Source organism: Streptomyces sp. R28, from assembly GCF_041052385.1.
Taxonomy (GTDB): domain Bacteria; phylum Actinomycetota; class Actinomycetes; order Streptomycetales; family Streptomycetaceae; genus Streptomyces.
Map to the genome: position 1 here is coordinate 5,822,459 of NZ_CP163439.1, position 20,989 is coordinate 5,843,447.

General features: G+C 70.4%; 22 protein-coding genes and 1 pseudogene. 13 read left to right on the forward strand and 10 right to left on the reverse strand.

All coding sequences use genetic code 11. The features are described from left to right. The first annotated feature begins 30 nt into the window (after positions 1-30). Positions 31-1,251, forward strand: coding sequence for a cytochrome P450 (locus tag AB5J49_RS25990; protein ID WP_369171109.1), 1,221 nt, complete (start codon positions 31-33; stop codon positions 1,249-1,251). 133 nt (positions 1,252-1,384) lie between these two features. Here the strand turns inward: AB5J49_RS25990 and AB5J49_RS25995 are convergent, their stop codons facing one another. Both AB5J49_RS25995 and AB5J49_RS26000 read right to left on the reverse strand, forming a co-directional pair. Continuing rightward, positions 1,385-2,980 carry an ABC transporter permease gene (locus tag AB5J49_RS25995; RefSeq protein WP_369171111.1) on the reverse strand — a complete coding sequence of 532 codons (1,596 nt, stop codon included), beginning with the start codon at positions 2,978-2,980 and terminating at the stop codon, positions 1,385-1,387. Then, a complete protein-coding gene (locus AB5J49_RS26000) occupies positions 2,977-3,891 on the reverse strand; it encodes an ATP-binding cassette domain-containing protein (protein ID WP_369171113.1) in 915 nt (304 codons plus the stop codon). Before AB5J49_RS26000 ends, AB5J49_RS25995 begins: the two co-directional genes overlap by 4 nt. Before the next feature lie 85 nt (positions 3,892-3,976). Here AB5J49_RS26000 and AB5J49_RS26005 point away from each other — a divergent pair, with 85 nt between their 5' ends. Next, a complete protein-coding gene (locus tag AB5J49_RS26005; RefSeq protein WP_369171115.1) occupies positions 3,977-4,474 on the forward strand; it encodes a GbsR/MarR family transcriptional regulator in 498 nt (165 codons plus the stop codon). Positions 4,475-4,497: 23 nt separating this feature from the next. On the opposite strand, the gene AB5J49_RS26010 is transcribed toward AB5J49_RS26005, so the two are convergent. Together AB5J49_RS26010 and AB5J49_RS26015 are read right to left on the reverse strand one after the other, a co-directional pair. Continuing rightward, on the reverse strand, positions 4,498-4,911 hold the full coding sequence (locus AB5J49_RS26010; protein ID WP_369175262.1) for a DUF6086 family protein: 414 nt from the start codon (positions 4,909-4,911) through the stop codon (positions 4,498-4,500). A gap of 133 nt (positions 4,912-5,044) precedes the next feature. Continuing rightward, positions 5,045-5,929 carry a diacylglycerol kinase gene (locus AB5J49_RS26015; RefSeq protein ID WP_369171117.1) on the reverse strand — a complete coding sequence of 295 codons (885 nt, stop codon included), beginning with the start codon at positions 5,927-5,929 and terminating at the stop codon, positions 5,045-5,047. A 196-nt stretch (positions 5,930-6,125) separates the two neighbouring features. On the opposite strand from AB5J49_RS26015, the gene AB5J49_RS26020 reads away from it, so the two are divergent. Continuing rightward, positions 6,126-7,409, forward strand: a complete 1,284-nt coding sequence (locus tag AB5J49_RS26020; RefSeq protein WP_369171118.1) for an adenylosuccinate synthase — start codon at positions 6,126-6,128, stop codon at positions 7,407-7,409. 120 nt (positions 7,410-7,529) lie between these two features. Here AB5J49_RS26020 and AB5J49_RS26025 read toward each other — a convergent pair whose 3' ends face one another. From AB5J49_RS26025 to AB5J49_RS26035, 3 genes are all read right to left on the reverse strand, one after another. Next, on the reverse strand, positions 7,530-8,135 hold the full coding sequence (locus tag AB5J49_RS26025; RefSeq protein ID WP_369171120.1) for a CDP-alcohol phosphatidyltransferase family protein: 606 nt from the start codon (positions 8,133-8,135) through the stop codon (positions 7,530-7,532). Positions 8,136-8,556: 421 nt separating this feature from the next. After that, positions 8,557-8,811, reverse strand: coding sequence for a DUF397 domain-containing protein (locus AB5J49_RS26030; RefSeq protein WP_369171121.1), 255 nt, complete (start codon positions 8,809-8,811; stop codon positions 8,557-8,559). Beyond that, entirely contained in the window at positions 8,808-9,644 is an 837-nt protein-coding gene (locus AB5J49_RS26035; RefSeq protein ID WP_369171123.1) for a Scr1 family TA system antitoxin-like transcriptional regulator, read from the reverse strand. Before AB5J49_RS26035 ends, AB5J49_RS26030 begins: the two co-directional genes overlap by 4 nt. A gap of 125 nt (positions 9,645-9,769) precedes the next feature. Between AB5J49_RS26035 and AB5J49_RS26040 the strand changes: the two genes are divergently transcribed. The 8 genes and pseudogenes from AB5J49_RS26040 to AB5J49_RS26075 all read left to right on the forward strand — a co-directional run bounded on the left by AB5J49_RS26040 (position 9,770) and on the right by AB5J49_RS26075 (position 16,277). After that, positions 9,770-10,165 carry a hypothetical protein gene (locus AB5J49_RS26040; RefSeq protein ID WP_369171124.1) on the forward strand — a complete coding sequence of 132 codons (396 nt, stop codon included), beginning with the start codon at positions 9,770-9,772 and terminating at the stop codon, positions 10,163-10,165. Positions 10,166-10,397: 232 nt separating this feature from the next. Beyond that, positions 10,398-10,859 (forward strand): hypothetical protein, encoded by a 462-nt coding sequence (locus tag AB5J49_RS26045; protein ID WP_369171125.1) that lies wholly within the window; start codon positions 10,398-10,400, stop codon positions 10,857-10,859. Next, a pseudogene (locus AB5J49_RS26050) lies at positions 10,860-11,045 on the forward strand (hypothetical protein); the annotation flags it as partial. A gap of 110 nt (positions 11,046-11,155) precedes the next feature. Beyond that, positions 11,156-11,419, forward strand: a complete 264-nt coding sequence (locus AB5J49_RS26055) for a hypothetical protein (RefSeq protein WP_369171126.1) — start codon at positions 11,156-11,158, stop codon at positions 11,417-11,419. Beyond that, the gene (locus tag AB5J49_RS26060; protein WP_369171128.1) at positions 11,416-11,829 is read left to right on the forward strand and encodes a hypothetical protein; all 414 of its coding nucleotides are present in this window, start codon (positions 11,416-11,418) and stop codon (positions 11,827-11,829) included. The genes AB5J49_RS26055 and AB5J49_RS26060 overlap by 4 nt, the downstream gene beginning before the upstream one ends. Positions 11,830-11,975: 146 nt before the next feature. Beyond that, positions 11,976-15,482, forward strand: coding sequence for an NACHT domain-containing NTPase (locus AB5J49_RS26065; RefSeq protein ID WP_369171130.1), 3,507 nt, complete (start codon positions 11,976-11,978; stop codon positions 15,480-15,482). 25 nt (positions 15,483-15,507) lie between these two features. Continuing rightward, positions 15,508-15,894, forward strand: coding sequence for a hypothetical protein (locus AB5J49_RS26070; RefSeq protein ID WP_369171131.1), 387 nt, complete (start codon positions 15,508-15,510; stop codon positions 15,892-15,894). A gap of 92 nt (positions 15,895-15,986) precedes the next feature. Further along, complete coding sequence (locus AB5J49_RS26075) at positions 15,987-16,277, forward strand: hypothetical protein (protein WP_369171133.1); 291 nt, start codon at positions 15,987-15,989, stop codon at positions 16,275-16,277. Between the two features lie 19 nt (positions 16,278-16,296). Here the strand turns inward: AB5J49_RS26075 and AB5J49_RS26080 are convergent, their stop codons facing one another. The 3 genes from AB5J49_RS26080 to AB5J49_RS26090 all read right to left on the reverse strand — a co-directional run bounded on the left by AB5J49_RS26080 (position 16,297) and on the right by AB5J49_RS26090 (position 19,673). Next, positions 16,297-16,947, reverse strand: a complete 651-nt coding sequence (locus AB5J49_RS26080) for a hypothetical protein (protein WP_369171134.1) — start codon at positions 16,945-16,947, stop codon at positions 16,297-16,299. A gap of 320 nt (positions 16,948-17,267) precedes the next feature. Further along, the gene (locus AB5J49_RS26085; protein ID WP_369171135.1) at positions 17,268-17,969 is read right to left on the reverse strand and encodes a GntR family transcriptional regulator; all 702 of its coding nucleotides are present in this window, start codon (positions 17,967-17,969) and stop codon (positions 17,268-17,270) included. A gap of 348 nt (positions 17,970-18,317) precedes the next feature. Next, a complete protein-coding gene (locus tag AB5J49_RS26090) occupies positions 18,318-19,673 on the reverse strand; it encodes an aspartate aminotransferase family protein (protein ID WP_369171136.1) in 1,356 nt (451 codons plus the stop codon). Between the two features lie 166 nt (positions 19,674-19,839). Between AB5J49_RS26090 and AB5J49_RS26095 the strand changes: the two genes are divergently transcribed. Further along, positions 19,840-20,517: a type 1 glutamine amidotransferase family protein gene (locus AB5J49_RS26095; protein ID WP_369171137.1), complete on the forward strand. Its 678-nt coding sequence runs from the start codon at positions 19,840-19,842 to the stop codon at positions 20,515-20,517. Beyond that, positions 20,514-20,972 (forward strand): MarR family winged helix-turn-helix transcriptional regulator, encoded by a 459-nt coding sequence (locus AB5J49_RS26100; protein WP_369171139.1) that lies wholly within the window; start codon positions 20,514-20,516, stop codon positions 20,970-20,972. The genes AB5J49_RS26095 and AB5J49_RS26100 overlap by 4 nt, the downstream gene beginning before the upstream one ends. Positions 20,973-20,989: the final 17 nt, after the last annotated feature.

Consider the following 20,989-nt stretch of genomic DNA (forward strand, 5'->3'; position numbering starts at 1 on the left):
GAGAGGGGGGCAGCGGTCTAACGTCCGTGCATGGCAGCTCCTTCCGACCTCGCTTTCGACCCCTGGGACCCGGCGTTCCTGGCCGACCCGTACCCCGCCTACACCGAACTGCGGTCCCGGGGCCGGGTGCACTGGTTCGAGCCCACGAACCAGTGGCTCGTCCCGCACCACGCGGACGTCTCGGCGCTGCTCCGCGACCGCCGACTCGGCCGGACCTATCAGCACCGGTTCACGCACGAGGACTTCGGCCGGACGGCACCGCCGCCGGAGCACGAGCCCTTCCACGTCCTCAACGACCACGGGATGCTCGACCTGGAGCCGCCGGACCACACCCGGATCCGTCGGCTGGTGTCCAAGGCGTTCACGCCGCGCACGGTCGAGCAGCTCAAGCCATACGTGGCCCAGCTGGCCGGGGAGCTGGTGGACCGGCTCGTCGAGGCCGGCGGCGGGGACCTGCTCGCGGAGGTCGCCGAGCCGCTGCCCGTGGCCGTCATCGCCGAGATGCTGGGCATCCCGGAGTCGGACCGGGCCCCTCTGCGCCCCTGGTCGGCGGACATCTGCGGGATGTACGAGCTGAACCCGTCGCAGGAGACGGCACGCAAGGCCGTGCAGGCCTCCGTGGAGTTCTCGGACTACCTGCGGGAGCTGATCGCCGAGCGGCGCAAGGAGCCGGGCGAGGACCTCATCTCCGGGCTCATCGCCGCGCACGACGAAGGCGACCGGCTGACCGAGCAGGAGATGATCTCGACCGCCGTCCTGCTCCTCAACGCGGGCCACGAGGCGACCGTCAACGCCACGGTCAACGGCTGGTACGCCCTGTTCCGCAACCCGGCGCAGCTGGCCGCCCTGCGCGCCGACCACTCCCTGATCCCGTCCGCGATCGAGGAGCTGATGCGCTACGACACCCCGCTCCAGCTCTTCGAGCGCTGGGTCCTGGACGAGATCGAGATCGACGGCACGACGATTCCCCGGGGCGCGGAGATCGCGATGCTCTTCGGTTCCGCGAACCACGACCCAGAGGTCTTCCAGAACCCCGAGCAGCTCGACCTCACCCGCAAGGAGAACCCCCACATCTCCTTCAGCGCCGGCATCCACTACTGCATCGGCGCCCCGTTGGCCCGCATCGAGCTCGCGGCATCGATGACGGCCCTGCTGGAGAAGGCCCCGACCCTGAGCCTGGCAGCGGAGCCGGAGCGCAAGCCGAACTTTGTGATCCGGGGCCTGGAAGCCCTGAGGGTCGAGCTGACGTAGACCGGCTTCCTCCCAGCCTGTCTGGGGGCGGCAGCCCCCAGGAAGCCGGGGTCGAAGGGGCGGCAGCCCCTGGGGATGGGACGGGTAGGGGCGGCGGGGGCGAGTCACACGCGACGGCAACCGCACCCGCCCCTCACCCCGCCAGGTCCCGCCGCCGCACCCCCACCAGACCGACCGCCACCAGCACCCCCGCCAACCCGAGCAGCACCGACACCGGGCCCCACTCCATCGACCCGCCCGGCAGCTTCGGCAGATGCCCGAACGGCGAGAGATCCAGCACCGCCTGCGGAGCGTCCAGCGCAGGCCCCACCCAGCCGATCAGCAGCACCGCGCCCGCGACGCCCCAGGCGGCCATCGAGGCCCGAGGCAGCACCCCGTACAGCAGCACCGCCAGCCCGCCGATCACCCACACCGCCGGAAGCTGCACCAGGCACGCCCCCAGGATCGGCCCGGCCTCCTTGCCGTGGCCGACGATGAAGCCGAGGCCGGTCAGGAGCATGATCAGGACGGCGCCGCCGAAGGCGATGACCAGGTGGCCCGCGGCCCAGCGCAGGCGGCCCACCGCGTTCGCCAGCACCGGTTCCGCCCGGCCGGACGTCTCCTCGCCGCGCAGGCGCAGGACCGAGCCGACGACGTACAGCGCCGCGATCAGGCCCATCATGCCGACCATCGACGCCAGGAACGCGTCCGTCAGACCGCTCTGGCCGCCCATCCGCTCGAAGATCTTCCGGGCGTTGTCGTTGTCGCCGACCAGGTCGCTCACGCCGTCCGCCAGACCGCCGTAGACGACGCCGACGACGAAGAAGGCGATGCTCCAGCCGTACACGCTGCCCCGCTGCAGCCGCCAGGCCAGCGCGCCCGCCGTGCCCAGGCGGCCCGAGGCGGGTCCCGGGCGGGTCGGCAGGAAGCTCATGCCGACGTCCCGGCGGCCCGCCAGCTCGTAGGCCACCGCGCCCTGGAGCAGGATCGCCGCCGCGAACAGCAGCAGCACCCACCAGCGTTCGCCGGCGTACGGCCGCAGGTTCTCCAGCCAGCCCAGCGGGGACAGCCACGTCAGGGCGGAGGAGCCGTCGTCCGTCGCCGAGTCGCCCGCCGCGCGAAGGACGAAGGCCGCGCCCAGCACCCCGGCCGTCAGGCCGCGGGCCAGCCGTGCGCTCTCCGTCAGCTGGGCGACGATCGCCGCCATCGTGGCGAAGACCATGCCGACGGCCGCGAGGCCGAGGCCGAGGGCGAGGGCGCCCACGGCTCCCCGGGCGGCCAGGCCCGCCGTCACGAGCAGGGCCAGTACGGCGTTCGCGGCCCCCGCCGCCAGCAGCGCCGCCGTCAGGGAGGCCCGGCGGCCCACCATGCCGGACGCCACCAGTTCCTGCCGGCCGCTCTCCTCCTCGTCCCGGGTGTGCCGCACGACGACGAGCAGGCTCGTCACCGCGGCGAGCGCGCCCGCGTACACACCCACGCGCCAGGCCGTCAGCGCGCCGATCGAGGTGTCGAAGACCGGGCCGATCAGGGCGCGGAAGGAGGCGTTGGCCGCCACCTGGTGGATCAGGTCGGCGCGTTCGGCCGGGGTGCCGTACAGGTTCTGCAGCGTGTTCGGCATGGAGAGGACCATCAGCGCGTTGACCCCGACCCAGACCGGGATCATCACCCGGTCCCGGCGCAGCGCGAAGCGCAACAGTGTGCCGGTGCCCGCGAGCTGGCGGCCGGCCCTCGGTACCGCGAGCGTCGTCATCGGGCCGCCGCCTCCTCCTGGTAGTGCCGCAGGAACAGCTCCTCCAGCGTCGGCGGCGTCGACGTCAGCGACCGCACGCCCGACTCGCTGAGCGAGCGCAGTACGGCGTCGAGTTGGGCGGTCTCGACCTGGAGCCGGACGCGGCGGCCCTGACCCCTCTCAATCGACTGAACGACGAGGTCGTGGACGCCGGGAAGACGGGACAGCCCGTTGGGCGGACCGGCCAGTTCGGCGGTGACGCTCGTCCGCGTCAGGTGACGCAGGTCGGCGAGCGAACCGCTCTCGACCGTACGGCCCTTGCGGATGATGCTGACCCGGTCGCAGAGCTCCTCGACCTCGCTGAGGATGTGCGAGGAGAGCAGGATCGTACGGCCGCGCTCGCGCTCCTCCTCGACGCAGCGCTGGAAGACCTCCTCCATCAGCGGGTCCAGGCCCGAGGTCGGCTCGTCGAGGATCAGCAGGTCCACGTCCGAGGCGAACGCGGCGACGAGGGCGACCTTCTGGCGGTTGCCCTTGGAGTAGGTGCGGCCCTTCTTCGTGGGGTCCAGCTCGAACCGCTCGATCAGTTCGGCACGGCGCCCGGTGTCGAGGCCGCCGCGCAGACGGCCGTAGAGGTCGATGACCTCGCCGCCGGACAGGTTCCGCCACAGGGTCACGTCGCCCGGCACGTAGGCGATGCGGCGGTGCACCTCCACCGCGTCCGCCCAGGGGTCGCGGCCGAGCACCTGGGCGGCGCCCGTGTCGGCGCGCAGCAGGCCGAGCAGGACGCGGATGGTGGTGGACTTGCCGGCGCCGTTGGGGCCGAGGAAGCCGTGGACCTCGCCGGTCTCGACGTCCAGGTCGAGGCCGTCGAGCGCGTGCGTCCCGCCGAACGACTTGTGCAGTCCGGAGACGCTGATTGCCTTCGTCATGCTTCAGAACGTACGCTTCTTTCAGAAATTTGTGAAGTTAAGGAAGCGTATGAAGCTCCCATAGGATGGGCGCATGGATGGGCGCATGACGGAATCAGCCGGAGTCGGCCGGGACGCGGAGTCCGTGTCGAAGTTCGTGGAGTCGTTCGCGGCGCAGCTCGTCGAGGCCGGGATGCAGCGCATGGCCGCCCGCGTCTTCGCCGCGCTCCTCGCCTCCGACAAGGGTGTGCTGACCTCCGCCGAACTGAGCGAACAGCTGCAGATCAGCCCCGCCGCGGTCTCCGGCGCGGTGCGCTACCTGGCCCAGACGCACATGGTGTCGCGCGAGCGGGAGCCCGGCTCACGCCGGGAGCGCTACCGGGTGCACGGCGACCAGTGGTACGAGGCCCTGACCAACCGCGAGGCCGTCCTCAAGCGGTGGGAGGCGGCTCTGCGCGAGGGCGTCAACAGCCTCGGCGGGGACACCCCGGCAGGGCGCCGCCTGGCCGAGACGCTCGCCTTCTTCGAGTTCATGGAGGTCGAGGTCGCGGCGATGATGGAGCGCTGGCGGGTGCACCGCGCGAAGACCTTCGGCCAGGGCTGACCCTCTGCCCCCCTCGCAGCAGCTCAGACCGGCATACGGCGGGACAGGGCACCGGCCGACTCACGCAGGGTGGCCCACCAGGCCGGCTGACCGGGCATCGGCACCTGCACGTCCGACCGGCCCTCGCAGCCGGACGGCTCCGGCCACCGCACCTCGATACGGGCGCGCTCGGCGAGGACCAGGACGGTGGCGGTGAACCCGTGCGAGAGGGCGTCGATCACCTGGTGCGACCTGCTGTCGTGCCAGTGCAGCAGGGCGTTGACGAACGTCTCGAAGACCGGCGGGTCGATCTCGCACTCGTCGTTCCGCATCACCCCGAACCCCGAGGGGACGCCCAGCTCCTCCTCGTACAGGCGCACATACCGAAGGAACAACCGGGCCGCCCCGTTGGACGGGTTCCACAGGGTCTCGTCCCCGATGTCGAAGTACTGGCTCATCGCCACCCCCCCCATGATCGACGGCCGGTCAGCGTAACGGGCCCGCCGCCCCAGGCACCCGGGATTTACCGCTCACCGCGCCCGCTCACCGCGCCCGGCTCACTGCCCCCGCTCACCGCTCCCCGCGCCCCGCTCACCGCCCCGGCAGCACCAGCCGCAGCCCGCCTTCCCCCACGGTCCACGTCTTCCTGAGCACCGGCCCCGACACCACCTCGTCCGCCCGGTACCGGAAGTGCGCCCCCGAGACGGTCACGGTCCGCCCCGCCGCCCGCAGGGGCGAGGCCTCCGCACCCACCGAGGCCGGCCGTACCTCCACCTCGGCCACACCGGCGATCCCCGGCACCACCGACACCGCCTCCACCGGCTGGTCGAGGTCCACCAGCGTCATTCCGTCGACCTCGACCCGCAGCCGCGACGGCCCGGACTCGGCAGCGGGTGTGCCCCGCACCGGCACCAGCGTCCGGACCAGCGACTGACACGTCCGCAGCCAGGGCCGCCCCGGGACCGCCCCCACCGCGGTCGCCCCGTTCGCCCCGTTCGCTCCGTTCATCCCGGCCGGCGCGGCAGGGTCCCGTACCGGCGGGATCCGCAGTGTGCCCAGCACCACTCCGTCGCTGTCGTCGACGAGTAGATCCAGCCGCCGCTCCTCCCCGTCCAGCACCGCCCGGGCCGCCGCCACCGCCCCCGTCGGCACCCCGAGGGATCCGGCCAGCGACAGAGCGGCCCCGACCGGGACCACCGACAGCACACATTCGGCCAGCTGCCGCTGCCGGTGCAGCAGCGACACGGCCCGCATCAGCGCCCGGTCGTCGCCGATCACGACGGGCCGTCGTGATCCGCGCCGAGCCAGGGCCCGGGCGAATTCCGCCGGCCCCTCCGGCAGGCACACCTTCGTCGCCGCACCCGCGCTGAGCACGTCTTTCGCGATCCTGACGGACTCCCCGTCCGTCCGCCGGGCAGCCGGATCGATCACCACCAGCAGCTGATCGGACATCGCGAAAGTCGCCACCTCGGCCATGCCTCGCTTCCTCGGGTAGCATCTTTGTGCAAGAGCCCCTTGCGCTATTGCGCCAGGGGCTTCGTCTATTCCGGGGCCATCCGGTCCGACGGTTCACGGCCAACGACGGTCGCGACCTGTCGTGGTGTACACGGTCAAGACCCTCCGTGTACACCCCTGACCTTGGACATGCCCCGCCCGGAAGGGGTGTACGCGCGTGCCCGCACTTGTGCTGCTCGGTGCTCAGTGGGGTGACGAAGGCAAGGGAAAGGCGACGGACCTGCTAGGCGGATCCGTCGACTATGTGGTGCGCTACCAGGGCGGCAACAACGCCGGCCACACGGTAGTCGTGGGTGATCAGAAGTACGCCCTCCACCTGCTCCCTTCCGGAATCCTGTCCCCGGGGTGTACGCCGGTCATCGGCAACGGTGTCGTCGTCGACCCGTCGGTCCTGTTCTCCGAGCTGAACGGGCTGAACGAGCGCGGCGTCGACACGTCCAAGCTCCTGATCAGCGGTAACGCTCACATCATCACGCCCTACAACGTGACGGTGGACAAGGTGACGGAACGCTTCCTCGGGAAGCGGAAGATCGGGACGACCGGCCGCGGTATCGGGCCGACGTACGCGGACAAGATCAACCGCGTCGGCATCCGGGTCCAGGACCTCTACGACGAGTCGATCCTGACCCAGAAGGTCGAGGCGGCTCTCGACGCCAAGAACCAGATCCTCACCAAGCTCTACAACCGCCGCGCGATCGCCGTCGACCAGGTGGTCGAGGAACTGCTGGGCTACGCCGACAAGCTCGCGCCGTACGTCGCCGACACGGTCCTGGTGCTCAACCAGGCCCTGGAGCAGGACAAGGTGGTCCTCTTCGAGGGCGGCCAGGGCACGCTCCTCGACATCGATCACGGCACGTATCCCTTCGTCACCTCCAGCAACCCCACCGCCGGCGGTGCCTGCACGGGCGCCGGCGTCGGCCCGACGAAGATCAGCCGGGTCATCGGCATCCTGAAGGCGTACACGACCCGTGTCGGCTCCGGCCCCTTCCCGACCGAGCTCTTCGACGAGGACGGCGAGGCGCTGCGCCGGATCGGTGGCGAGCGGGGTGTGACGACCGGCCGTGACCGCCGCTGCGGCTGGTTCGACGCGGTGATCGCCCGGTACGCGACCCGCGTGAACGGTCTGACGGACTTCTTCCTCACCAAGCTGGACGTCCTGACCGGCTGGGAGCAGATCCCGGTCTGCGTGGCGTACGAGATCGACGGCAAGCGCGTCGAGGAGCTCCCGTACTCCCAGACCGACTTCCACCACGCGAAGCCGGTCTACGAGATGCTGCCGGGCTGGAGCGAGGACATCAGCAAGGCCAAGTCCTTCTCCGACCTGCCGAAGAACGCCCAGGCGTACGTCAAGGCGCTGGAGGAGATGTCCGGCGCGCCGATCTCCGCGATCGGTGTGGGGCCGGGCCGGGACGAGACGATCGAGATCAACTCGTTCCTCTAGTCCCGTAGTCCCGTAGTCCCGTAGTCCCGTAGTTCTGTAGGCCCGTAGTTCTGTAGGCCCGGTAATCCGGGTAGTTCGAAAAACTGCGCCGCGTCCGGCTCCCGGGCGCGGCGCAGTTCGCTACGCCTGCTCGCCCACCGGGACGGCGGAGAACCTCAGCCTGCGCACCTGAGTCGTGTAGAGCGCCGCGGACCACCAGTACAACGCAGCCCCCCAGATCGCCAGCGCCCATCCACACAGGTACGCGAAGTGAGCCAACGAGTTCCCCCCGTCGGCCAGAAGGAGCAGGGGGAATGCGTACATGAGGTTGAAGGTGGCCGCTTTCCCGATGAAATTCACCTTGAGGGGCCCGTATCCAATCCTCCGGAGAGTGGCAATATTGAGTGCCATGAATACGTCACGGGCGAGGAGCAGGGCCAGGAACCACCAGGGAATGATATCCCGCAAGACCAGCGCGAGCAGCGTGGAAATCGTATAGAGCCGGTCGGCTGCGGGATCCAGGATTTGACCGAGGCGGGTTATCTGGTTCCACCGGCGAGCCAGTTTACCGTCAAGGTAGTCGGTGATACCGCTGACCATCAGAAGGGCAATCGCCCACCCGTCGAGACTCGGGTTTCCGAAGTAGGGCTGGAGAACGAGCCACAGAAATACTGGAACTCCGGCGACGCGTAGGGCGCTCAAAGCGTTCGGGATGGTCAACACCTTATCAAGGTGATCCTTTTCCACTTCCCTGCCTCCAACCGGGGCGCCCGAAGCCCGGAATTCTGATTCTGAAAATAGACAACACCAGATCTTACCAGGGTCTCCACATCATTCCAGCATTTAGGTTGAGGCTGCACATTTCAGGACACTGTGGTCATAGTTTATGATCTTGGGGTGTGTGATTACCCCCTGTCAGGTTGCTCATGCGCAGCCTGACCAGCGACGCTACGGTCTGCCTGCCATAACGGCACAGGCAGGGGCCGGATCTTTCCCAGGGGGTACTTCTAATGCGCCCAACGCCGTAACCGGTAATGCGCCCAACGCCGTAACCGGCCGCTGTGTCGGCGGATGGGGCGAGTCCAAGAAATCCGACGGCTCGTTCACGCGCCTGAAGAACAAGACGACGCCCGGAAACGGCGGTAAGTGCCAGCGCTGGAGCTGACCTCTAGCCGGCCGATAGCGCGATGAAGGCGGCCCAAGCCTTGCCGGAGACGGTGAGGTTTGGGCCGTCGGGGTTTTTGGAGTCGCGGATGTGGATGGCGGTGGTGGCGTGGGGGCAGGGGGCGACTTCGAGGCAGTCGCCACCGCCGCCATCGCTGTACGAGGACTTGCGCCAGGTGTAGGCGACTTCGACACAGGCTCCGCCGCCGTCGTCGCTGTAGCTGGACTTGAACCACCGCAGGGGCTCGTTGCGGGTCATCGCTTCTCTCCTGCCAACTGCTCGATGAGGCTCAGCGAGTCGTCAGGACTCATGGCCTGTGCACGGATCTTCGCATAGCGATGCGCCAGTTGGGACACCTCTCCGGGATCGCTGACCAGGATGCCTTGGTCCTCGATCTCCAAGTACACAACGTGCTGATGGCCCTCGGACTCCACGAGGTGCATGCCTCCGCGAGCGCCAGCGTATGTCCCGCGCAGCCCGCGCTCCAGGGGCAGCACCTGTACGCAGACATTGTCCCGCCGGGCGTCCTCGGCGAGCGAGCGCAATGGCCCGCGCATGATCTCCCAGCTGCCGAACGGTCGCCGTAGCACAGTCTCTTCGAGGATCAGCTCGATCATCGGGGCCGGATCCCGGTCGAAGATCGCCCTGCGGGCCAACCGTGCCTCAACCAGTTCCTCGCGCTTCTGCTCCGAGACCGGTGGATAACCGCCGCCGATCAGCGCCCGAGCGTAATCCTCGGTCTGGAACAGGCCGTCGACGACCAGCGTCTCGTACGAGCACAGCGTGACCGCCCCGGCCTCCAGCTCCGAGAACCCCCGGAAGCGCGCTGGGTACTTCTCCAGCAGCATCCACTTGCCAGCCTTCTCGAAGACCCCCAACCCGCCCCCGAGCTCCTCCTCCAACTTCACCAGCATCTGATCACTCGCGGGCTGCGCACACGTCTCCATCGCGCTGACCGCCGCTGCCGTGTACCCGAGTTTGTCGCCCAACTGCGGCTGCGTCAGCCCCTGTTGCTCCCGCAACGCCTTCCCCAGAGCGGCGACCAAGTGGGCCGTCCCGCCTGCCTCCGTCTTGTTCTCCGCCCGCGCCATTGCGGTCACCTCCGAACTCAACCGAACTCAACTGGTCACAACTCGCGGACGCCACCACTCAACCGTGTTCAACCGGCGACTCAGAGTCATGGATCAAGCTAGCCGCGCACCCGCAAACTGACCCCGTGAATACGCAAAGTGACCTGACCTGGCTCCCGGCCACCGGCGTTCAACTCCGCAAGGCAGGCGTCCAGTTCGACGCGATCAGAGTCGACGGCGAGGAGGGCCGGGACGTCGCCGACTGGCTGGCGCGGATGACCGGCGGGGATCCGGGGCCGATCGTCGAGACGGCGACGGGCCGGCGCGGGTTCTACTTCCTCGTGCCCGTCGGCAGTACGTCCCACCGCGCCTGGCCCGACAACGTCACCCGCTTCACCGCCGGTCCGAGCCGTGTCTCGTACATCCCGGTGCCCGCGCTCAACGGTCTCACCTGGCCCTTGAGTTGGCGCTATCGGCCCACGGCCGCCGACCGCCTCGTCCACGCGTTGCTGCTGTGTACCGCCCTTCACTCTCAGGGGTGAAGAACGTGAACTTCCGCCTGGGAAAAGGCGGTTTCGACTTGCAATCGTCGCTTTGCGTGGCCATAGAGTCACGCCAACAGAAATGCCCCCGCGGTGCGCCAACACCCGGGGGCTTGGCACCAGGTCCGATGCGTAAGGACACCCGATGCGTACTCATCGTACGACGCGTGCGCGCGTCTTTTCCGGCTTCTCTGCCGCCCTTCTCCGTGACCGGAGCATCTCCTGGCGCGCGGTGAGCGTACTGACGTACCTGCTGGCCCTCCCGCACCACACCCGCCTCACCCTCCGCGCGCTCGCCTCGCCGAGCACCGAGGGGCGGGCAGGGGTCGTCGCCGCCCTGCGTGAGCTGGAGGAACGGCGGTATCTGCGGCGGGTGGTGCGCGAGGCGGGCGAGGGCGGTTCGGCGGGGCAACTCTCCGTCGTCTACGAGGTGTTCGACGCCCCGTACGAAGCCGTGCCACGAACGGGTGAAACCAAAAAAGTGCCGGGCCGGTCTGCGTCGCCGGGCAGGCAGACCGCCGCAGCCGTCCGTCTGCTGCTCCTGCTCGCGGAGTACGACCGGCGTCTCACGCTCGACGGTGCCGAGGCGCGGCGGCTCGCGCCGCTGGTGGAGGAGTGGTGGCGGGGTGCGAGCAGTGCCCAGGTGCGGGCGGCGGTGACGGGTGGGTGGCCTCGGTGGGTGGGCTCGGCGTAAAAGTTCGCCAACGCCACCCTCGCCGACTTCGTCGACTCCCTCGCCGCCGCCACCGAACGCGACGTCCACTCCTGGGCCGACGCCTGGCTGCGCACCACCGGCGTCGACACCCTCACCCCGGCCGTCGCCCCCGGCGAGAACGGCACCTGCACCCTGACCGTCGACCGCGCCGGCAGCCGCCCGCACCCGCAGGCGGCGAGGGTTCGTCCGGCGGTTCCTTCGAGAGAAATGGAGCGTTTTCGATGACCGTCGTATTAGAGCGGCCTGAGGTGGTATACCGCGGGTATACTGCCCTCATGGCTGACACCACCGTCAAGGTCGATCCCGCTGTCCGTGACCGTCTCATGGTCCTCGCCCGCGAGCGCGGGATGACCATGCGCGATCTGATCGCCGAGCTGGCGGGGGCCACGCCGACCAAGGAGGAGCTGCGGAAGCGGTACGAGGCGGCCAAGGCGTACTGCGAGACGCACTTCGGTGTGACGCTCACGGACGAGGACCACGACAGGGTGGAGAAGGTCTGGCAGGACCTTGAGGCCGGTCGGCCCGTGGACAGCCTGTGAGCGCGACGAGGGCCGGATCGACCGGCGTCGTCTTCGACGAGTCGGCCCTGCTGGCGCTCGGCTCGGGGAACTCGCTGGCCTCTCAGTTCGTCGCGAACACCGAGCACGGGCCCACTCGGCACGTGTACGTTCCGGCGCTGTGCCTGGCCGCTGCCGACGGCATGCGCAAAGGGCTCGCCGAGCATGTCGGAGCGCTGCCCGCCGTGGAGATCGTCGAGTTGGACCTCTCCGGGGCATCCACGGTGGGCGCGCTGTTGCGTGACGGGGTGGAGTGGCGGCTCGGCCACGCGGTCCATCTGTCCCGGCCGACGCCGGACTGGCCGGACGGGCGGCGGGTGCTGACCGTCGAACCCGGCCTGTACGCGGACATGCCCCTCGTGCGGACCATCAGGTTGCCGCGCCGGCGATGACCCCATGGCGAGGGCGTCCGCCAGGTGCCCTCGTCCGACGCCCCGGTCCGCTCAGGTGGGCCGGGGCCGTCGTGTTGGTGGGGAACGGTTAAGCGGGTAAGGGGAGTTGAGCGAAGGGGTGTGACGGAGGCGACGGGGGCGGGAGCGTGCGGAGCGACGGGGGCGGCACTGCGGACGAGACGTCGGTGCGGAACAGGATCGACTCGGGGACGTTCCACGGGCCGGTCGTCATGGTCGGCCGGGTCGACCGGCTGATCCTCCAGGTCGGGGCGCCGACGCGGATCATCGGCTGCGGGGCGCTCGCCGTGCTCGGGCTGCTCTGCCTGCTGAACTCTCCCGAACTGCCGACCCTGCGCCGCCTCGGTGTCGGGTCCACCCTCGTGGGCGTGGTGCTGCTCGGGCTGGCCATCGCGCTGTACGCCGTACTGAGTGTCCGGGAGGCCGCCGCACGGCGCCGCGAGGCCGCCTGGCTGTCGGAGGAGAACCTCGGCCGGGCCGCCGACGCGCTCGCCCGGGACCTCGCCCTGCAGTACGCCCAGGACGAACGGCTCACCCAGGTCAACGACCCGTACCCGCTCGACGTGGACTGGACGACGGTCCACGGCACGACGGTTCACAGCGGCGGACCCGGTGCCGACCCTGAAGCCCGGCTCTCCGTCGCCGCCTACTTCAACCGTCTGCCCAACCGCCGCCTCGTCGTGCTCGGCGGCGCGGGTGCCGGGAAGTCCATCCTGGCCCTGCGTCTCGCCGAGGAACTGGTGCGCACCCGCACGCCCGGCTCGGCGGAGCCGGTCGCGGTCGTCGTCCCGCTGGCGTCCTGGAGCCCGAGTGAGGGGCTGATCGGATGGGTGGCGGCACAGATCGCGGCAGCGCACCCGCGTGCGTGTACGCCGGTGCGCGGGGCGCCCGCCGCCGATGTGGCCCGGCGCCTGATCGAGACGCAGCGGGTGCTGCCGGTCCTCGACGGCTTCGACGAGCTCCCGGACGAGCTGCAGGCCGACGCCCTGGAGCAGCTGCGGGCCAGTACGTCGGGCCGCCGTCCGTTCGTGCTGACCAGCCGGGAGCCGGAGTACCGGCGGCATGTGAAGGACGGCAGCGTCTTCGAGCGCACCGAGATCGAACTGCGGCCCCTGAGCACCCTCGCCCTGGACCGCTACCTGAACCCGGAGGGCGCCGCCGACGCCAAGTGGGCCCCCGTCCTGCGCCGGCTCACCAGCCACTCCGACGACTCGCGCGAGGTGCGCCGCCTGCGCGAGGTGCTCGGCGCGCCGCTGATGGCGGGCCTGGCCCGGGAGGCGTACGGCGAGTCCGGCACTGATCCGCAAGAGCTCCTCGCGCCCGGCGCCTTCCGCACCCGGCGGGACGTCGAGCGGCATCTCCTGGACGCCTTTCTGAGCGTCGCCTACAGCGCCTCGCACGACGTACGGGACCGGCCCGGCCACTGGGACCCGGAGCGCGCGCGGGCCTGGCTCGCGTTCCTCGCGGCGTGGATGAAGGCGGGCGGTGAGCACGAGTTCGCCTGGTGGCGGCTGGTGGAGGACGTACCGCGGACGCTGCGGACGGCGACGCTGGCGCCGGCGTTCGCCCTGTGCTGCCTCGCGGTGTCCGGCGGGGAGTACGGGACGCCCTGGTGGGACCGGTGGGTGGGGCTGTCGTTCGCCGGCGGGTACGTGGTGCTGGCGCTGGTCCTGCTCGGCTGTGTCCACGTCTTTCGGACGGGGCCGCACAACGGGCCGCGGCAGTCGCGCCGACCGACGGGGAAGGAGGTGCGGTCAGGGCTGCGGCGGCCCCGGAACCAGGCGTCGGCCGTCCTGTCGGTGAGCGCGATCGCGCTCTTCTGGTGGTTCGTCCTGGGCAACGTGGGGAGCGCGGGGGCGCCGTTTACCGGGCTGCTGACCGTCGCGGCCCTGTGGCGGATGTGCCGGAAGCTGCTGAGGCCGCTGTGCAGTCCGGCGGACCCGTCCCTCGCCCCGTCCCCGCGCGCCCTGCTGCGGGCCGACCGGCGCACGGCGATCCGCTTCGGCTGGCTCGCGTACGCCAGGGACGGCGAGGATTATCTGCCCGCCGAGTTGCTCGGCCTGTCGGCGGCCGGCCTGCTGGCCTTCTGGAACACGAACGGCGGGCAGGACATCACCTCGCTCGACACCTGGATCTGGACGCTCGGACTCGCGTATCTCGGCTGCGTCCTGGGCTCGCTGGTGGAGTCGGCGTGGTTCGGATTCGCCCTGGCCCGGGGACACATGGCCCTCAGGGGCGACCTGCCCCGGCGGCTGATGACCTTCCTCGACGACGCGCACCGGCGGGGCGTCCTGCGCCAGAGCGGCGGGGTGTACCGGTTCCGCCACGTCGAGCTGCGGGACCGACTCGCGGCACACGCCGGCGTCGAGGGGGACGGGGAACGGGCGCCGACGGCCACCCGGGGAGCCGGGCCGATGCGGCGGACGGCCGCTGTGACCGTCGTCCTGCTGCTGCTCGCCGTCGGTGGTGCCCTGGCCCGCGGGCCTTTCGTGATGGCCGCCGCCCCCGGGCCGAGAACCCAACTGCCCGCCGCCTGTGACCTGTTGGCCCCCGACCTGCCACGGCTCACCGCGGACGGCAGGAAACACGCGCGCGGCCGGCAGCGGTGCCAGGCCGGCGAACAGGCGCCGTTCGCGCCGGACGTGCAGGTGACCCTGTCGGCCCTGCTGTTCGCGCGGGAGGGGACCACCGGCGGCCCACACCTTGCGGCGCTCGGCTACGCCACCGAGGCCGGCTGGATCACGCAGGCCTTGGCCACGGGGTCGCAGTCGACCGCGGACGCCGGACTGGGCGACCGGTCCGCCCGCATCGTGGGACGTAGCAAGCAGCCGGGCCGCACCGCCCTGGAGACGGCCCCGTACTCCGCCTCCTTCGTGGTCCTTGTGGACAACGTCCTGCTCTCGGTCACCTACGCCGAGGAGTTCGCGACCCGGGAGCGGGTGGTGGAGGTGGCGCGGATCCTCATCCGCAACGCCCTGCGGCGGGCCGGACTCTCCGACGCCGTGCCGTCATCGAAGAACGACGAGCGCTCCCTGACGGACGTACCGCGCACCCGCGTCCCCGCCGACACCGACAACCGCTTCGCCCACTACGAGCGCCACCCGGCGCCCCCGCTGCACGGCGCGGTCTGGCGGGCCGGGGAACGCTCCTACCTCTGGTACCTGCCGTACACCTACTTCGTCTTCCGTGCCCCCAAGCACCTGGACTGCCGGCCTCGTCCGGCGGAGGTCGCGAAGGGCACCGTCGGCTACACCTGCTCGAGCGACCCGCGCTTCGAGAAGTTGGGGTGGGTGCCGAAGACGAGCGTGGAGATCAGGTCCCGGCACTGCGGCTCCACGTGCGACAACCGCGAGGTCCGCGACTTCCTGGGCCGGATCCCCGACCACGACCGGACCGCATGGCGCAAGGGGACGAAGGACCGCGCGTACTACGCGGTCGACTCCGTCGCCGACGGGAGCCGGTACCGGATGTCGATGAAACGGAGCTGGGGCTTCAGGGAGCGGGACAAGGGCGAGGACCATGCCTTCCTGTTGTGGGTGCGGGTCACGGTGCCCGACGACGACGCGGAACTGGCACAGAAGATCGTGAACGACATCCATGCCCAGAGCGCCCGCTACGAGACCACACCGGAGTGATCCGGAGTGATGGGAGAGTGTGTTGATGGACCAGATCGCACCTGAACTGCTCATGGCCCTCGCCGGGGGCACCGCGGGCGCCGCCGGCCAGCAGATCTGGGCCTCGCTGCGGGACCTCGTCAGGCGTCGGCCGTCCGGGCAGAGCCCTGAAGGGGAAGCCGAGTTGACGGCCCTCGGCACGGCGGCGGACGACGCGGAACGGGCCAGGGAGCTCGCCCAGGTGCTGGCGCAGCGGGCCGGGCAGGATCCGGCCTTCGCCCAGGCCCTCGCAACCTGGCGCCGTCAGGCCGAGGCGTGGGACGAGGCGCGCACCGGCGCGGGCGACGTGCGCAACGAGATCTCCGGGGGGACCTTCCAGGGGCCCGTCGTCCAGGCGCGGGACATCAACGGGCCCCTCACGTTCGGCGGCTAGCGGTCCACCCGATGGAGCCGTGAACGGGCGAAGTGCGCGCAGCGCCCCTAGCGTGCGGAGGTAGGGGGCGATCCGAGGAGAAGGTGAGTGTCATGCGCGTGCTGCTCCAGGCCCATCTCGACACCGAGAAGGCGAACGACGTCATCCGCAGCGGCAAGATGCCCCAGCTGATGAAGGAGATCATGGAGGCCTTCAAACCGGAGGTCTCCTACTTCGGCCCCGACAACGGGGTCCGCACTGTGTTCCTGGTCTTCGACATGCAGGACAGCTCCCAGTTGCCGCCGCTCACCGAGCAGCTCTTCCAGCTGTTCGGCGCCAAGGTGGACTACACGCCCGTGATGAACCTCGACGACCTGCAGAAGGGGCTGTCCCAGCTGAAGTAGACGGGCTGCGGGAAGCAGGTCAGCTGAAGACGATCATCGAACCCTGCGCCAGGCTCCGCGTCGCCGCCGCGTGCAGCCCCAGCCACACATGCCGTTCACGGGCGAAGGGACTCGGATCGTAGGGGGCGGGGACCGCCGGCTCCTCCAGGTCCGTGGGTGCGAGCGGGGGCTGCGGGGCCGTCGGAGGGTTGGCCGGGTCGATGCCGATGACCGGGGCCACGAACTCCAGCTCCCGCAGCAGCGACTGCGAGGAGCCCAAGGGGCCGCCGCCGGCGAGGAGTTCCTCGCTGGCGAGCGGGTTCGGGAAGTCGACGGGGACGTACGCGCCCGCGTGGTCGTAGTGCCAGACCAGGTGCGACTGCTGGGCCGTCGAATCGAACATCTCCAAGAGCTGCTCGTAGTCACCGCCCAGTTCGTCGACCGGGGTCACCGGCAGACCGCAGACCTGGAGCAGATAGGCGCGGCGCAGGAAGTGCAGCGCGTCGTAGTCGAAGCCCGCGACCGGGGCGACATCGCCGGACAGGCCCGGCATGTACTGGTACACCGGCACCGGCGGCAGCCCGGCCTCGGCGAGCACCATGTTGTATTGCGCGAGTTCCTCGGCGAAGGGGTTGTCGGGCGTGTGGCACAACACGTCGACAAGCGGTACCAGCCACAGGTCACAGGCCAAAAGAGGGCTCCTCACACAGCGGTCGTCACACAGTCGTCGTCACACAGTGGTCCTGGTCAGGGAAGGGTAATCGGTGCGGCTCGGGGGCGGACCCCCTCCTGCGGGTCTTCATGAGGCTCTCGTGGGGCTCCTCAAGCAAGTCCCCGCTCGTGCAGGTCCCATACCCACACTCCGTCGCCCCACCTACCTGGTCCGCCCACCAGCTTCGCCACGGTCTCCCGCAGCGCCCCGTCGTTCGGCTGCGGCGCCGGCACCAGTACGCCCGCCCGCCAGTACCCCAGATCCGCCCGGACCTGCTCCCGCCAGGACTCGCTCCTGGCTCATCCGGATGCCAGCCGCTTGATCAGGGCGAGGGAGTCCGCGTCGTGGGCGGCGATGATCGAGCGGGCCGTCGGCAGGTCGCGGCGCATCAGGGCGTCGACCAGGTCGGTGTGCCGGGACCACAGGTGGCCGCGCAGATCGTCGAGGCGGCGCAGATGCTGGACCGTGCAGACCCAGGACTGCACGCGCAGCCGGTGCAGGAAGTCGGCGAGGTACGGGTTGCCGAAGAGGGTGCCGAGCTCGCGCCAGAAGCGCAGGTCGTAGCCGATGAGCACGGTGAGGTCGCCGGCGGTGGCGGCGCGCTGCGCCTCCTCGGCACGGCGGCGTACCCCGACCACGGCGGCGTGCATGCGGGGGTCGTCGGGGTCCCGGTTGCGGGCGGTGTCGGTGGCCAGGACCTGGAAGATGCCGGTGATGACCAGGCCGCGGGCCTCGATGATGCCGCGGTAGTCCTCGACGGAGTACTCGTGGACGCGGAAGCCGCGGTGCTGGTCGGCCTCCAGGAGCCCTTGCGCGGAGAGGTCGACGAGGGCCTCGCGGACGGGCGTCGCGGAGACGCCGTACTGCTCGGCGATCTCCTTGACGGTGAACTCCCGGCCCGCCTGCAGCCGCCCGGCCAGCACCTCGTCCCGCAGCGCGTCCGCGATCTGCTGCCGCAGGGTGCTCCGGGTCACGGAGCCGTTGCTGCCGATGCCGGGCATGGTCAGGGCGTCTCCCGTCGTCGCGATGAGGTGGCGTGCACGTATATGTCTACGAGCACGCCACCTTACGCGTTCGGGTGACGGGGGCGTTTCTGCGGGGAACGGCGCTTTTTTCTCGCCCCCGCCGCCCCTACCCGTCCCATCCCCAGGGGCTGCCGCCCCTTCGACCCCGGTCCCTGGGACCTGCGGCCCCCAGACCCCCGCTTCGGCCCTGAACGGGCCTCGTCCTCAAACTCCCCCAGAGGGGGTGCCCCCAGACGGGCTGAAATGCGCGGACCGGCGCCCAGAGGTAAAGCCACCCGCAGCCTGATGACCCGGACCAGCGCCCAGAGGCGGAGCCGTCGGCCGTCAGTCCGTGTACTCGTCCGCCACCGCCAGCGCGGCGTCCAGCGCTGCCAGCCCCTCCTTCAGCTCGGCCTCGCTCACGTTGCACGGCGGGACGACATGCGTGCGGTTCATGTTCACGAACGGCCAGATACCCGCGGCCTTCGCGGCGGAGCCGAACGCCGCCATGGGGGCGTTCGCCTCGCCGGCCGCGTTGTACGGCACCAGCGGCTCACGGGTCTCCCGGTTCCGCACCAGTTCGACGGCCCAGAACATGCCGGTACCGCGCACCTCGCCGACGCAGGGGTGCCGCTCGGCCAGCTCTCGCAATCCCGGTCCGACCACCTCGGCGCCCAGCCGGGCGGCGTTCTCGACGATGCCCTCCTCGGCCATCACGTTGATCGTCGCGACGGCGGCCGCGCAGGCCAGCGGGTGGCCGGAGTAGGTCAGACCGCCCGGGTACGGGCGCCTCGCGAAGGTCTCGGCGATGGCGCCGGAGATGGCGACCCCGCCCAGGGGCACATATCCGGAGTTCACGCCCTTCGCGAAGGTCATCAGGTCCGGGGTCACGTCGAAGAGATCCGCCGCGAACCACTCACCGGTCCGTCCGAACCCCGCCATGACCTCGTCCAGGACGAAGACGATCCCGTACTTGTCGCAGATCTCGCGAACGCCGGCGAGGTAGCCGGGCGGCGGCAGCATGATCCCGGCCGTCCCGGGGATCGTCTCCAGGATGATCGCGGCGACGGTCGACGGCCCCTCGAAGGCGATCGTCGTCTCCAGATGCTCCAGCGCCCGCGCGCACTCCTGCTCCTCGGTCTCCGCGTAGAAGCGGGAGCGGTAGAGGAAGGGCGCCCAGAAGTGCACGACACCGGCCGCGGCACTGTCGGAGGCCCAGCGGCGCGGGTCGCCGGTGAGGTTCACGGCCTGCTGCGTGCCCCCGTGGTACGACCGGTACGCCGAGAGCACCTTCGGGCGTCCCGTGTGCAGCCGCGCCATCCGTACGGCATGCTCCACGGCGTCCGCGCCGCCGTTGGTGAAGAAGATCTTGTCCAGGTCACCCGGCGTCCGCTCGGCGATCAGCCGCGCCGCCTCGGACCGGGCCTCGACGGCGAAGGCGGGCGCGAAGGTGGTCAGGTGTGCGGCCTGCTCCTGTATCGCGGCGACGACTTTCGGGTGCTGGTAGCCGATGTTCGTGAAGACCAGCCCGCTGGTGAGGTCGAGGTAGCGCTTGCCGTCGTAGTCCCAGAAGTACGACCCCTCCGCGCCGGCGACGGCGAGCGGGTCGATGAGCTCCTGCGCGGACCAGGAGTGAAAGACATGCGCACGGTCCGCGGCCTTCACGGCGGCGCCGATCTCGGGATTTGGCTGAGGGGTCATGCGGGCGAGCGTAGGAGTCGGCGGTGTGGGCGAGGTAGCGGCGTCATGTCTGTCGTCGGGGGGTTTCCGCGACAACCTGTCGACAGCTGCTTTGACAGTAAGCTGCCTAAGTGACAGCATGTTGTCATATTCGGTTTGTCGTCCTCGTTGACTTCAGGGGGAGCAGATGAGCACCAAGACCAGCACCGAAACGGGCACGGACACGGGCGTCGGCGCCATCCGCAAGCCCGTGTATCTCGCCGTCTACGACACCCTGGCCGACTGGGAGCCGGGCCACGCCACCGCGCAGCTCGCTCGCGCCGGATACGAGATCCGCACCGTCGGCCCCACCCGCGAGCCCGTCACCACCGTCGGCGGCCTCCGCATCCAGCCCGACCTGGCCCTGGACGACGTACGGCCGTCCGACGCGTCCCTGCTGGTCCTCCCGGGCGCCGACCTCTGGGCCGAGACATCGGCCGCTACCGCGGCGGGAGGCGACGACCTCGCCCCCTTCGCCCGCAAGGCGCGGGAGTTCCTCGACGCCGGTGTGCCCGTCGCCGCGATCTGCGGGGCGACGGCCGGTCTGGCCCGCGAAGGCCTGCTCGACGACCGGGACCACACCAGCGCGGTCTCCTTCTACCTGGCCGCGACCGGGTACGGCGGCGGCGCGCGGTACGTCGAGGCCGACGCCGTCACCGACGGGGGGCTCGTCACCGCCGGGCCCACCGAACCCGTCGCCTTCGCCCGGGAGATCCTGCGGCTCCTGCACGTGTACGACGACGAGGCCGTCGACGCCTGGTACCGCCTGTTCCACGACTCCGACGCCGAGGCGTACGCCGTACTCGAGAAGGCCGGCGTTCTGTGAGCCGCGAACGCCAGGACCTGCTCAGCCGCAGCGCGCTCGGTGTCTTCCGGCTCAACGGCCAGTTCCTCGCGGTCGCCGAGGAGCTGGCCAAGCCCGCCGGGCTGACGGCGGCCTGGTGGCAGGTGCTCGGGGCGGTGCTCGGCGAACCCCTGCCCGTCTCCGGCATCGCCCGCGCCATGGGTATCACGAGGCAGAGCGTGCAGCGCATCGCCGATCTGCTGGTGGAGAAGGGGCTCGCGGAGTACCGGCCCAACCCCGCCCACCGCCGCGCCAAGCTCCTCGCGCCCACGGAGGAGGGGCGCGCGGCGATCTCCCGGATCAACCCCGGCCACGCGGCCTTCGCGGACCGTTTGGCGCAGGCCCTCGGGGAGGCGGACCTCGCCGATGCCGTACGGGTTCTGGAACGGTTGTCGAAGGTGCTCGACCAGATCGCCGTTCCTGTTACGGAACCGTAGACGCCGCCCCGCTCACC